Origin of the sequence: Cellulomonas sp. APG4, from assembly GCF_009996735.1 — a bacterium.
Classification (GTDB): Bacteria; Actinomycetota; Actinomycetes; order Actinomycetales; family Cellulomonadaceae; genus Actinotalea.
The window spans coordinates 113,169-125,651 of record NZ_JAACYI010000001.1; the positions used below are offsets into that span (position 1 = coordinate 113,169).

Below are 12,483 nucleotides of genomic sequence, written 5' to 3' on the forward strand. Positions count from 1 at the left end.
CTACACTAGGTGCATCGATGCACTCGGTGCAATCAGGGCCAGGCCCCACGCCGGGCCGCGAGCGCCCGGCTCAGTAGCCGCCGCCCCCCTCGCCCGAGGCACCCTCGAGCACCGCCGCGGTTCCCGACAGACCGAGCCGCGTCGCACCGGCGGCGACCATCGCCTCGGCCTGCGCGCGCGTGCGCACCCCGCCCGAGGCCTTGACACCCAGGCGTCCGCCCACGGTCGCGGCCATGAGCCCGACGGCGTGCACGCTCGCGCCGCCCGCGGGGTGGAAGCCCGTCGAGGTCTTGACGAAGTCGGCCCCGGCCGACTCGGCGGCGCGGCACACGGCCACGATCTCCTCGTCCTCGAGGGCGGCCGACTCGATGATGACCTTGAGCAGGGCGCCGGGGATCGCAGCCCGCACGGCCGCGATGTCGGCCTCGACCGCGTCGAAGCGCCCGGCCTTCGCAGCGCCGACGTCGATCACCATGTCCACCTCGGCCGCGCCGTCGGCCACCGCCCGAGCCGCCTCGGCCGCCTTGATCTCGCTGTGGTGCTTGCCCGAGGGGAAGCCGCACACGGTCGCGACCACCAGGTCACCCGCGTCCACCGTGAGCGGGAGCATCGAGGGCGACACGCAGATCGCGAGGACCCCCAGCTCACGCGCCGAGGCGACGTGCGCCTCGACGTCGGCGACCGTCGCGGAGGGCGCCAGCAGGGTGTGGTCGACCAGGCGGGCGAGCTCGGCCGTGGGGATGCCGGGAGCGGTGGAGGACATGCGGACTCTTCCGTCGACGGGGCGGTGCGGGCCCATCCTCGCACCGCACGCGGGGCCAGGCGACCGACCTCCGTCCGGTCAGGCGGTCTGCGGGGTGCGGTACACCAGGCGCCGGTAGAGGGCCTCGGCCGGACCGCGCCTGCCGGCGCGCTCGAGCAGCACCGCGACCACCACGGTGACCAGCCACACGCCGACCGCCCACGCGACCACCTGTGCCGAGCTCAGGTGCTCGCCCAACCCCCCGGCCCAGCCGCGCAGCGGGAGCACGAACAGCACCGACTGCAGCAGGTAGCACGTCAGCGAGCGCACGCCGACAGCACGTAGGGCCCGCCCCACGGGCCCGAGGCCCGCCACGGTCGCGCCACGAGCCGCGACCACCCAGGCCACGAGCGACGCGAACGCCACCCCACCGGCCATCCCCGTGAGCTCGTGCAGGGTCGCAACCCCGAAGACCCCCGCGGGGCCCGGGTCCCACACCCGCGCGACCGCGAGAGCCATGGGCAGGCCGCCGACCACGCTCACCGAGAGCCCGCCGAGCACCCACCGCCGCAGCAGCGCGAGGTGCCGCTGCGGCTCCTCGAGCACCGACGACCGCGCGAACCACAGACCGAGCAGCACGAGCGGCAGCGCGAGGGCCACGCCGAAGGGCGCGGCGAACAGGCTCATCAGACGCACGACCATGGCCCCGAGCACGTGCTGCTCGGCGTCGCCGAGCAGGGCCAGGTCGCCCGCTGCGCCCTCCCATGCCGCGAGCGCCTGCGCCGAGCCCGCTCCGATCGCTCCGAGCGCCGCTGCGATCCCGCCCACGACGGCGAGCGTGCGACCGCGTGCCCGCACGAGCGTCACCGCGAGCAGTCCGGTGAGCCCGTAGGTCGCGAGGATGTCGCCCTCGAAGAGCAGGACGATGTGCACCGCACCGAACGCGGCGAGCACGGCGGCGCGGCGCACCAGGTCACCCCGCGCCGCGAGCCACGGCACACCCGCCTGGGCGCGCCGCCGCAGCACCACGCCGATCCCGTAGCCGTACAGCAGGGCGAACATCGGCATGGTGCGACGGTCGACGAGCAGCGACACGACGCCGTCGACCACGCGGTCGAGCGTCGACCCGTCCACGGGACGCAGACCCGCGCCGACAGGCCCTCCCCACAGGTGGATCACCGAGTTGGCGATCGCGATGCCGAGCAGCGCGAGCCCGCGCGCGACGTCGGGCGCCACGGCGCGCCGGCTCAGCTCGAGCGGTGTCGCCGGCGGGACGGGCGACGCCCCGTGCGCGGCCTGCGGCGGGCCCGTGCCTACGGGCGGCGCCGCAGGTGGGGACGCAGGAGGGGTGGGTGCCTGGGACGCGGGAACCCCGTCGCGGTCCACGGGCGTGCTCGGGCTGCTCGGCGTGCTCATGCCGCCCAGCCTCCCGGGTGCGGCCCGCGCCGCGCCTCGGCCGCGAGGTGGGTCCCGTGGTCCGCCGCGAGGATGACGCGCGGGAGGATGCCCCGCGCGGCCGCGGACGACGGCGCCCGGCGCCAGTGGCTCGCCGCCCTCAGCCGAAGGACAGGCCCTCGCCCCGGTACGTCGGGACCACGTCGAGATCGCCGTCGGGCCCGACGAGGGCTGCGGTCGCGAACCGTTCCATCACCTCACCCGCCTTGGCGTGGCGGAACCACACCCGGTCCCCGACCGCGAGCCGTCGCGCCCCTGGGCCCCGCACCGGCGTCTGCACCTCACCCGCCCCCTCGGAGCGCACCAGGCGCAGGCCGTGCGGGTGGACCGGTGAGGGTGCACGTGCCGGGCCGACGGGTCCCGACGCGATGTACCCGCCGCCGAACAGCGTCGCGATCTGCTCGGCCGGCCGCCGCACCACGTCGAGGCCGAAGAAGGCTGAGGGCGTCAGCCGACGGTGCCCCGCGGGCACGCGATAGCCGTCGAACAGCGTGGGTGAGAGCAGCCCGGAGCCACTCGTGAGCTCGGTCACGGCGGGGTCCGCGGCGGTCGCGGTGAGCGAACCCGTCCCGCCACCGTTGACGAGGTCCAGGGGCCCGACGGCGCGCTCGACCGCCTGCGCGACGGCCCCACGGCGCTCGGCGAGCTCGGCGAGCGACGCGCGCTTGACCCCGCGCACGGCAGGTGAGGAGTCCGGCAGCCCGGCCACCTGCGCCTCGTAGAACATCAGGCCCCGCACCTCGTGACCCCGACGGGCAACCTCACGCGCGAGCGCCGCGGCCGCGTCGGGCGTCCGGACGGGTGACCGACGCACGCCCAGGTGCACACGCTCGCCCGGCCCCAGGCGCAGCGAGGCGTCGACGTCGAGGCACACCCGCACGCGCGCGTCGGGCTCACCGGCCGCGGTCCGCGCCCGGTCCACGAGGTCGAGCTGGGCGACGTCGTCGACCATGAGCGTGACCGCCGCGCGCGCTGCCGGGTCCGCCACGAGCTCGGTGAGCGCGGCGAGATCGGCGGTCGGGTAGCCGAGCAGCACGTCGTCGGCGCCGCGCCCCACCCACCACAGCGCCTCGCGCAGCGCGTAGGCCATGAGACCCCTGAAGCCCTCGGCGAGCGCGCGGTCGATCAGCGCCGGCACGCGCACCGACTTGGTCGCCAGGCGCACCGGCCGGCCGTGCGCGCGACCGAGCAGCTCGCGGGCGTTGGTGTCGAAGGCCGCGAGGTCGACGACGACGAGCGGCGCGGGCAGGTCCGCCGTGGCGGTGCGGCACACGACCGGGATCATCGGGCCATCGTGGCGGCCCACCTCTTGACGGCGCCACCCCTGCGCCGATAGTCACCGCACATGATGATCGGCGTCGGGCAGCGCAGCGCGCCGCGCACGTGGCGCAACTGGTCGCGCACCGCGACGGCGCACGCCCAGCAGTTCTGGCGGCCCCGCGACGTCGCCGACGTGGTGCGCGCGGTGCGGTTCGCGGCGCGCACGGGGACGCGGCTGCGCGTCGTCGGCGGCGGTCACTCGTTCACCCCGCTCGTCGCGACCGACGGTGTGCTGCTGAGCCTCGACCACCTCGCCGACGTGCAGCGCGTCGAGCCGACGCCCGACGGCGGCGCACGCGTGACCGTGGGCGCCGGGATGCGGCTGCGCACGCTCAACGCCGAGCTCGCGCGCCGGGGCCTGGCGATGGAGAACCTGGGCGACATCGACCACCAGTCGGTCGCCGGGGCCGTGTCGACGGGCACCCACGGCACGGGCGCACGGTTCGGAGGCCTGGCCACCCAGGTGCTCGGCGTGCGGGTGGTCACGGCCGACGGCGAGGTGCGCGAGGCCGACGCGGACCACGACCGCGAGCTGTGGGAGGCCGCGCGGCTCGGGCTGGGCGCCGTGGGCGTGCTCGTGGCCGTGACGCTGCGCGCGGTGCCCGCGTTCGACCTGCGTGCGCGCGAGCACGTCGTCGGGCTCGCGGACGTGCTCGACGGGCTCGAGGGACCCGACGGCTGGATCGAGCGCACCGACCACCTGGACGTCTACTGGTTCCCGTTCACGCGCCGCGCACTGGTCAAGGCGAACGAGCGCGTGCCCGCGTCGGGGCGGTCGACCCTCGCACCCGCGCGGCGCTGGGTCGAGGACGAGCTCGTCGCGAACGGCCTGTTCGCGGTGACGAACCGGCTCTCGGCGGCGGCCCCGCGTGCGGTCCCGGCGGTCAACTCCGTCGCCGCACGCCTGCTCGCGGACCGCGAGTACCGCGCGCCGTCGACCGAGGTGTTCGTCTCGCCGCGCCGGGTCCGGTTCCGCGAGATGGAGTACGCCGTGCCACGCGAGGCCCTCGCGCACGTGGTGACCGAGGTGGACACCTGGCTGCGCCGCAGCGGCGAGCCCGTGCCGTTCCCCGTCGAGATCCGCGTGACCGCGCCCGACGACGTCTGGCTGTCGACCGCGCACGGCCGCGCGACCGCCTACGTCGCCGTGCACCAGTACCACCGCATGGAGCACGCGCGGTACTTCGCGGCGGTCGAGGCGATCGCGCGTGAGGTCGACGGGCGGCCGCACTGGGGCAAGATGCACGGGCTCGGCGCGGAGCGGCTGGCGGCGCTGTACCCGCGCTTCGAGGACTTCCGGGCCGTGCGCGCCCGCGCGGACCCGGACGGGCTGTTCACCAACGCCGAGACCGAGCGGGTGCTGGGGCCCGTCCGTTGACCGCGGACCGGTCGACCCTCAGCCGCCGATGTACCGCCCGGGCCGGTGGTTCATCACGAGGACGAGGTTGAGCAGGGCCGCGCCGAGGGCCGAGGCCGCGACCACGTGCACGGGGGTCACCGTGAGCGCCAGGGCGATGATCACGACGTCGAACGCGAGCTGCACGTAGCCCGCACGCCAGCCGAGCGTGTCCTGCGCGAGCAGCGCGAGGGTGTTGAGCCCGCCCATGCTGCCGTTGTGCCGGAACAGGATCAGCATGCCGACGCCGATCACGAGGTTCCCGGTGAGGGTGCCGTGCAGCAGGTTGAGCTCGCGCACGTCCATCAGCAGCGGGTGGAGCTCGGTCCACAGACCCACGAGCACGATCGACACGGCCGTGCGAGCCGCGAACACCCAGCCGCGCCGCCACGCACCGAGCGCCAGGAACGGCAGGTTGAGCAGCAGGAAGACCGGTGCGAAACCGAGCCCCGTGCCGTAGGCGATCAGCAGCGCGAGGCCCGCGGTGCCGCCCGTGACCGCCTCGACCGTGTGCAGCAGGTGCACGCCGAGGGCCGCGAGGTAGGTGCCGATGAGCGTGGCGACGACGTCCTCGACGCGGCTGTGCCGCACGGGCTGGAACGGCAGGGGCCCCGCAGGCACGTCGGCACGCGCCTCGACCGTCTCGTCCGCCACGCCCGCTCCCGCCTGCTCGCCCACCCGTGCCCCGCGCACGCTACCCGAGCCGTCTCGACCCGTGGACACCGGCGGGGCGCGGGGCGCTGCTGCTAGTTGAGCGACGGGTCGTCGGGGAAGGTCGAGACGATCGCCATCGCACCGCCCTGCCGGCGCATCACGGTGCGCCACAGGTGCTCGGGGTCGGTCGACACGACGTCGGCCGGCAGGGCCGGGAAGACGAACCAGTCCCCCGCCGCGACCTCGCCCTCGAGCTGGCCGCCCGACCACCCGGCGTGGCCCGCGAAGACGCGCAGCCCGAGCACGTCGCGCACCGCCTCCGGCTCGGCGTCGAGGTCCACCAGGCCGAAGCCGGACGCGACGCGGGTCACGGCACGCGGTGGCGCGACCCCAGCCCGCAGTGTCGCGACACCCAGGGCGCCGTCGAGGCCCACCGGCCCGCCCTGGAAGAGGGTCGAGGGTTCCGCCACCGACTCCTGCCAGGCGGGCAGGACGGCGGCCACGGGGACGGGGATCGGACGGTTGAGCACCACCCCGAACGCGCCCTCGTCGTCGCGGTGCAGCACGAGCACGACGGCGCGCCGGAAGTTCGGGTCCGTCAGGTGCGGCACGGCGACGAGCAGGTCGCCCGGGCGCGGCGGGGTCGACATACCCTCATCCTCACCGAGACCCCGGCTCCCGCGCGCCCCGACCGCGGGTACGCCATGCCACGCAGCGCAGCACCCCCGAGCCGCGGTCCCACGTCGAGACCACCCAGCCCCGGAGCACCATGACCTCGCCCCGCCCGCCCGTCGAGGCCCGCCTGCGCCATGCCCGCGCGGCGGTGTCGACGCTCTTCTTCCTCAACGCGGTGCTGTACGCGAACCTCGTGCCGCGGCTGCCCGAGGTCAAGGCCACGCTGGGCCTGAGCAACGCCGAGCTGGGAACCGCCATCGCGGCGATGCCCGTCGGGGCACTCGTCTCGGGCCTCTTCGCCCCGGTGCTCATCCAGCGGCTCGGTTCGGGCCGGGTCGCCTCGTTCGGGCTCGTGCTGCTCGCGGGCACGATCGCGCTGTTCCCGCTCGCCCCCTCGTGGGCGGCGCTCGCGTCGCTCATGCTGGTCGCGGGCGTGCTGGACTCCGTGGTCGACGTCGCCCAGAACGCGCACGGCTTCCGGGTGCAGCGCGCGTACCGTCGCTCGATCGTGCACGCCTTCCACGGGGTGTGGAGCGTGGGCGCCGTCGTCGGCGGGCTGCTCGGCTCGGCCGCGGCCGGGCTCGACGTGCCCCTGCCCACGCACCTCGCGCTTACCGCGGGGGTGTTCGCCGTCGTCGCCGTGGTCGCCTCGCGGTTCCTGCTCACCGGCCCGGAGGACGCCGAGCGCGAAACGGCTGACGACGCCGCGAGCCACGTGGGGGCGCGTCTGCGCCACGTGGCCGGGCGCACCCTGCTCGTCCTCGCAGGGCTCGGTGCGCTGGCTGCCGCGGGCGCCTTCGTCGAGGACGCGGGCTCGTCCTGGGGCGCGCTCTACCTGCGCGACGAGATCGGCACGAGCGCCGCCGCCGCGGGACTCGCCTTCGTGGCGCTCCAGGTCGCCATGACCGTGGGCCGCCTCACCGGCGACCGGGCGGTCGACCGCTTCGGCCAGCGGGACGTGACGCTCGTCGGCGGGCTGCTCGTCGCCGGCGGCATGGGCGGGGCCCTGCTCGTGCCCGGCCTCGGCACCACCGTCGCGGGGTTCGCCCTCGCGGGCCTCGGCGTCGCGACGCTCGTGCCGGCCGTGATGCACGCCGCCGACGAGCTCCCCGGCCTCCCGCCCGGCGTGGGGCTCACGGTCGTGAGCTGGCTGCTGCGCGTCGGCTTCCTGGTCTCCCCCGCCGCCGTCGGGCTGGTCGCGGACGCGACGAGCCTGCGGGTGGGCCTGCTCGGGGTGGTCGTCGCGGGCGTCGTGATGCTCGCGTGCGCGCCGCTCCTCACCGCCCGCCGCGCGTCCGTGCCCGACGACGCACCGTCGTCGCCCCCGCTGGGCGGCCCGCCGTCCGCCCAGCCCACGCCCTGACGCGTCTCCCCTCTCGTTCACGCGCGCCCGTTCGACGGCCTGGACGGCGGCGCGACCACTCAATTGAAGACTTCTTCATGTCGTGAGATCGTCAGATCGTGAACGTCCCCCTCCACCAGGCCAAGGCCGAGCTCTTCCGCACCCTCGGTCATCCCGTGCGCATCAGGGTCCTCGAGCTGCTCGTCGAGCGCCCGCACCAGGTGCGCGAGCTCCTCGCGGCGATCGAGGTCGAGGCGTCGAACCTCTCCCAGCAGCTCGCCGTGCTGCGCCGGGCCGGCCTCGTGACGTCGACGCGCGAGGGGTCGACGGTCGTCTACCGGCTGAGCACGCCCGACGTCGCTGAGATGATGCTCGCCGCCCGTCGCATCCTCACGTCGGTGCTCACGGGCCAGGAGGAGCTGCTCGCCGAGCTCCGCTCCCAACCGTCGTGACCGCCGCCGACCCGCTCGCGGACGGACCCGCGCGCGGGGTGCGAGGCAGGCTGCGCACGCTGCTCCCGGGGCGCGCCGACTGGGCCGCCGTGCGCCGCGACCCGCGGCGGGACCTCGTGGCCGGGGCCACGGTCGCGATCGTCGCGCTGCCGCTCGCCCTCGCCTTCGGCGTCGCCTCGGGACTCGGCGCGCAGGCCGGGCTCGCGACCGCCGTCGTCGCCGGGGCCGTCGCGGCCGTCTTCGGCGGGTCCAACCTCCAGGTCTCGGGGCCCACCGGGGCGATGACGGTCGTCCTCGTCCCGATCGTCCACCAGTTCGGCGCGTCGGGCGTGCTCATGGTCGGCCTCATGGCCGGCGCGGCCCTCGTCGCGATGGCCCTCGCGGGGCTCGGGCGCTACGTGCGCTACCTGCCGGCCCCCGTGATCGAGGGCTTCACCGCCGGCATCGCCGTCGTCATCGCGCTCCAGCAGGTGCCCGTCGCCCTCGGTGTCACCGGGCTCGAGGGCGAGAAGGTCTGGGCCCTCGCGGCCCAGGCCGTGACCGAGTTCGTCGCACAGCCCGACCCCGCACCCCTCCTGATGGCACTCGGCGTCACCGCGGTGATCCTGCTCGGGGCCCGATGGCGTCCCGCGGTGCCGTTCTCGCTGCTCGCGGTCGCCGCGGCCACGGCGGCCACCGCCGCCCGCCCGCTCGGCCTCGAGACCCTGGACGGGCTGCCCGCGGGGCTCCCCGCGCCGTCGCTCGCGTTCTTCGACGCGAGCGCCCTGAGCACCCTCGCCACGGCGGCCGTCGCCGTCGCCGCCCTCGCGGCGCTCGAGAGCCTGCTGAGCGCGACCGTGGCCGACGCGATGAGCGTCAACGAGCGCCACGACCCGGACAGGGAGCTGTTCGGCCAGGGCCTCGCGAACATCGCCGCGCCGCTGTTCGGCGGGATCCCGGCCACGGCCGCGATCGCGCGGACCGCCGTCAACGTGCGCGCCGGCGCGGGGTCGCGGCTCGCGGCGCTCGCGCACGCGGTCGCGCTGCTCGTCGTCGTGCTGGTCGCCGCGCCGCTCGTGCGGCACGTGCCGCTGGCCGCACTCGCCGGCGTGCTGTTCGCGACGACGGTGCGGATGGTCGAGGTCGCCTCGCTGCGTGCACTCGCCCGCGCGACCCGCGGCGACGCGTTGATCCTCGCCCTGACGTTCGCCGCGACCGTGGCGATCGACCTCGTGACCGCCGTCGTCGTGGGCCTCGGCGTCGCGGTGCTGCTCGCGCTGCGCGCCGTCGCCCGTAGCGCGCGGCTCGAGCAGGTGCCGCTCGAGCCGGGCGACCACTCGGCCGAGGAGCACGCCCTGCTGAGCGAGCACATCGTCGCCTACCGCCTCGACGGCCCGCTGTTCTTCGCGGCCGCGCACCGGTTCCTGCTCGAGCTCACGGAGATCGCGGACGTGCGGGTGGTCATCCTGCGGATGTCCCGGGTCACCACCATCGACGCGACCGGGGCCCAGGTGCTCGGCGACGCCGTCGCGCAGCTCGAGCACCGCGGGATCGTCGTGCTGCTCTCGGGCATCCGGCCCGCGCACGACGCCGTGATCTCCGCGCTGGGCGTGGCGTCGCACCTGGTCGCGGCGGGCCGCGTGTTCACCGACACCCCGAGCGCGATCGCCCACGCCCGTGCGCTGGTGCAGCCCGATCCCGGCCGGGATGCGGGGGCTCTCGCGGGCTCCTAGCGTCGAGGAGGGCGCCGCCCGGCGTCCCACCGGACCGAAGGAGGAACCGCCGTGACGACCGTCGAGATGCTCCGGAGCCACCCCGTGACCGACGGCGTCGACCGCGAGCTGCTCGCCCGCACGGTCGATGCCCTGCACGCGTGCGCGCAGGCGTGCACCACGTGCGCCGACGCGTGCCTCAACGAGGAGATGGTCGCCGAGCTGCGCACGTGCATCCGCACCGACCTCGACTGCGCCGACGTGTGCACCGCGGCGGCTCACGTGGCCTCACGGCTGACCGAGGGCGCGACGGCCGTGCTGCGCGCCCAGCTCGAGGCGTGCGTCGCCGCGTGCCGTGCGTGCGGCGACGAGTGCGCCCAGCACGCCGAGATGCACGAGCACTGCCGCGTGTGCGCCGAGGCGTGCCGCACCTGCGAGCAGGCGTGCACCGAGCTGCTCACCGCGCTCGGCTGAGGAGGGGTCAGGCCCAGCGCGAGTCGATCTCGAACTCGGTCGCGACCGCGCGGATCTCGTCGCGCGTGAGCCCCTCGGCGACCCCGCCCGCGAGGAGGTTCATGTACTCGTAGCGGGCACCCGTCTCGGCGTACTCGATCCTGTCGGTCGCACGCGTCACCGACAGGTCCGAGCGCGCCATCACGCCGTGCTTGGACCAGACGACGATCTGGAACTCGCGCAGCCCCTCGACGTTGGCGCGCATCATCGCGTCGGAGCCAGGGACGAGGAACGGCAGCACGCCGATCCCCTCGCTCAGGGCGACGATGCTCTCGGGCTCCCACCGCAGCACACGGCCGTTGAAGGTCGCGGTGTCGCGGTAGGCGGGCACGTGCGAGAGGTACGTGAGGTGCATCGGCTGTGCGTGCACGACGGCCTGGAAATCTATGCCGCGCCGCGCGACCTGGTCCTGGTGCACAGCGAGGTGCGAGTTGAACTCACTCGTGAGCCTCGTGAACTGGCGCCGCGGCGAGGTGAACACCGTCGCCGTCAGCCCTCCCTCGTGCACCCGGACGCCGGCGACGGCGGCCTCGGGGTCCTCGTGGATCTGCCGCAGCCGCCGGCCCGAGCCGGTGACCAGCAGCGTGCGCCCCGCGAGGGCCGGGGCCGGGAGGGGCAGGTCGATCTCCGCCTGCTGCGGGAAGCGCCGTCGCAGCTCGAGGTTCCAGCCCACGTACACGGAGATGTTGCCCGCCCCGGCCTCGGACGCGTCGATCTCGCTGATGCGGTGGCCGCCCGCGCCCATCGAGCGCAGCAGCTCGTCCAGCTCGGGGTAGGGCTCGGCGACGGGCATGAGTGCTCTCCAGGTGGACTCGGTGAATCGTTTCATACCAGTGTGCCCCGAAGTCGCCGGGCGACGGTGGGCCCAACGTCCTCGGCGCACGTCACCCGCCCTCGCGCGCTTCATCGAGCCTTCATCCGACGCTGATCGTCCCCGTGGTGCGCCCCCGGCACCTTGGGAGCGGTCGCGCCGGGCGACCGGAGGGGAGGACGGTCGACGTGAGCTGGCTCAGCATCGCCGGAGGAGGCCTCATGACGCTCGTGCTGCTCGTCCTCACGACCGCCGTGTGGGTGGTCACGCGCCTGTTCCCGGCCGCACCGGCCGACGACTGCGCCCCGCCGTCAGGCACCGGGCAGCACGACGACGAACGTCGCACCGCTCCCTCGGCCGTCGCTCTCGGCCGTGATCGCGCCGCCGTGGGCCTCGACGAGGGCCCTGCTGATCGCGAGCCCGATGCCTGAGCCGCCGTGCGCCCGGTCCCGAGCCGAGTCGGCGCGGTAGAACCGCTCGAACACGTGCGGCAGGTGCTCCGGACCGATGCCCTCGCCCGTGTCCGCGACCGAGAGTCGCACGTTCCCGTCGGGGTCACGGGTCGTGGCGACCACGACGACCCCACCCCGCGGGGTGTGCCGCAGCGCGTTGTCGACCAGGTTGTCGAGCACCTGGGCGAGGCTTGTGCGGTCGACCCGGATCAGCGCGCCGTCGGCGAGGACCTCGGTGCGGAGCCGGACGCCCGCGGCCTCGGCCCGCTCCTGCGCCGCCGCGCAGGCGGTGCGACACAGCTCGCCTGCATCGACCGGCTCGAGATCCAGCACGAGGTCGCCCGCCTCCGCGCGGGTCACGGCCGCGAGGTCCTGCGCGAGCCTGGTCAGGCGCGTGGCCTGGTCCCGGAGCACCGCGACGGTGGCCGGATCGAGCGGGCGCACCCCGTCCTCGACGGCCTCGAGGTACCCCGCGAGGGTCGCGACCGGCGTGCGGAGCTCGTGCGCCACGTCGGCGAGGAGGCGGCCGCGCAGGCGCTCGGCGTCCTGGAGCCGTGCCGCCATCGTGTTGAACGAGGCCGCGAGCGCGTCGAACTCCTCACCCAGTCCCGTGCGCGGCACGCGCGCCTCGTACCGCCCCGCGCCGACGCCACCTGCCGCGGCTGCGACGGCACGCAGCGACCGCGCGATGCGCCGGGTCAGCACCACGCTCACCACGGACGACGCGACCGCGGCAGCGCCGAGGGCCAGCGCGAGCACCACGGCCCCCGCGTCCCTGAACGCGCGCTCGGCGTGCAGGACGGCGGCGTCCGTGTCCGCGGCGCCAGCGGCCACCATGTGGTCGTGGAAGACGCCCGGTCCCACGGCCGCCGCCACGAGTGCCGCCGTCGCGACGGCGGTCAGCAGCACGACGACGATCGCGGCGAGCAACCGGGACGCGAGCCCGCTCCCCCGGGCGGACGGGCGACGGCGCGCCACGC

At 75.5% G+C, this 12,483-nt stretch carries 12 protein-coding genes; 5 read left to right on the top strand and 7 right to left on the bottom strand.

Annotated features, from left to right (window positions below; all coding sequences use genetic code 11):
• Positions 1–70 precede the first annotated feature (70 nt).
• From deoC to GXB85_RS00505, 3 genes are all read right to left on the bottom strand, one after another.
• Positions 71–763: a deoxyribose-phosphate aldolase gene (gene deoC, locus GXB85_RS00495; RefSeq protein WP_161915697.1), complete on the bottom strand. Its 693-nt coding sequence runs from the start codon at positions 761–763 to the stop codon at positions 71–73.
• Positions 764–841: 78 nt separating this feature from the next.
• On the bottom strand, positions 842–2,158 hold the full coding sequence (locus tag GXB85_RS00500; RefSeq protein WP_161915698.1) for a DUF418 domain-containing protein: 1,317 nt from the start codon (positions 2,156–2,158) through the stop codon (positions 842–844).
• A gap of 139 nt (positions 2,159–2,297) precedes the next feature.
• Positions 2,298–3,482, bottom strand: coding sequence for an alanine racemase (locus GXB85_RS00505; protein WP_161915699.1), 1,185 nt, complete (start codon positions 3,480–3,482; stop codon positions 2,298–2,300).
• Positions 3,483–3,542: 60 nt separating this feature from the next.
• On the opposite strand from GXB85_RS00505, the gene GXB85_RS00510 reads away from it, so the two are divergent.
• Entirely contained in the window at positions 3,543–4,895 is a 1,353-nt protein-coding gene (locus GXB85_RS00510; protein WP_237727849.1) for a D-arabinono-1,4-lactone oxidase, read from the top strand.
• A gap of 18 nt (positions 4,896–4,913) precedes the next feature.
• On the opposite strand, the gene GXB85_RS00515 is transcribed toward GXB85_RS00510, so the two are convergent.
• Entirely contained in the window at positions 4,914–5,567 is a 654-nt protein-coding gene (locus GXB85_RS00515) for a YitT family protein (protein WP_370523917.1), read from the bottom strand.
• 92 nt (positions 5,568–5,659) lie between these two features.
• Positions 5,660–6,217 carry a YqgE/AlgH family protein gene (locus tag GXB85_RS00520; RefSeq protein WP_161915700.1) on the bottom strand — a complete coding sequence of 186 codons (558 nt, stop codon included), beginning with the start codon at positions 6,215–6,217 and terminating at the stop codon, positions 5,660–5,662.
• A 119-nt stretch (positions 6,218–6,336) separates the two neighbouring features.
• Between GXB85_RS00520 and GXB85_RS00525 the strand changes: the two genes are divergently transcribed.
• From GXB85_RS00525 to GXB85_RS00540, 4 genes are all read left to right on the top strand, one after another.
• Entirely contained in the window at positions 6,337–7,605 is a 1,269-nt protein-coding gene (locus GXB85_RS00525; RefSeq protein ID WP_161915701.1) for an MFS transporter, read from the top strand.
• Positions 7,606–7,703: 98 nt separating this feature from the next.
• Complete coding sequence (locus tag GXB85_RS00530; protein ID WP_161915702.1) at positions 7,704–8,036, top strand: metalloregulator ArsR/SmtB family transcription factor; 333 nt, start codon at positions 7,704–7,706, stop codon at positions 8,034–8,036.
• A complete protein-coding gene (locus GXB85_RS00535; protein WP_370523918.1) occupies positions 8,033–9,748 on the top strand; it encodes a SulP family inorganic anion transporter in 1,716 nt (571 codons plus the stop codon). Before GXB85_RS00530 ends, GXB85_RS00535 begins: the two co-directional genes overlap by 4 nt.
• 51 nt (positions 9,749–9,799) lie before the next feature.
• Positions 9,800–10,201 (top strand): four-helix bundle copper-binding protein, encoded by a 402-nt coding sequence (locus GXB85_RS00540; protein WP_370523919.1) that lies wholly within the window; start codon positions 9,800–9,802, stop codon positions 10,199–10,201.
• Between the two features lie 7 nt (positions 10,202–10,208).
• Here the strand turns inward: GXB85_RS00540 and GXB85_RS00545 are convergent, their stop codons facing one another.
• On the bottom strand, positions 10,209–11,069 hold the full coding sequence (locus GXB85_RS00545; protein WP_237727850.1) for a class II aldolase/adducin family protein: 861 nt from the start codon (positions 11,067–11,069) through the stop codon (positions 10,209–10,211).
• Between the two features lie 293 nt (positions 11,070–11,362).
• Positions 11,363–12,481, bottom strand: coding sequence for a sensor histidine kinase (locus GXB85_RS00550; RefSeq protein ID WP_370523920.1), 1,119 nt, complete (start codon positions 12,479–12,481; stop codon positions 11,363–11,365).
• Positions 12,482–12,483: the final 2 nt, after the last annotated feature.

Bases quoted from the DNA above. Each gene is read 5' to 3' on its own strand.
- GXB85_RS00505 (WP_161915699.1), bottom strand. From the start codon at position 3,482: ATGATCCCGGTCGTGTGCCGCACCGCCACGGCGGACCTGCCCGCGCCG.
- GXB85_RS00520 (WP_161915700.1), bottom strand. From the start codon at position 6,217: ATGTCGACCCCGCCGCGCCCGGGCGACCTGCTCGTCGCCGTGCCGCAC.
- GXB85_RS00510 (WP_237727849.1), top strand. From the start codon at position 3,543: ATGATGATCGGCGTCGGGCAGCGCAGCGCGCCGCGCACGTGGCGCAAC.
- deoC (WP_161915697.1), bottom strand. From the start codon at position 763: ATGTCCTCCACCGCTCCCGGCATCCCCACGGCCGAGCTCGCCCGCCTG.
- GXB85_RS00500 (WP_161915698.1), bottom strand. From the start codon at position 2,158: ATGAGCACGCCGAGCAGCCCGAGCACGCCCGTGGACCGCGACGGGGTT.
- GXB85_RS00545 (WP_237727850.1), bottom strand. From the start codon at position 11,069: ATGAAACGATTCACCGAGTCCACCTGGAGAGCACTCATGCCCGTCGCC.
- GXB85_RS00525 (WP_161915701.1), top strand. From the start codon at position 6,337: ATGACCTCGCCCCGCCCGCCCGTCGAGGCCCGCCTGCGCCATGCCCGC.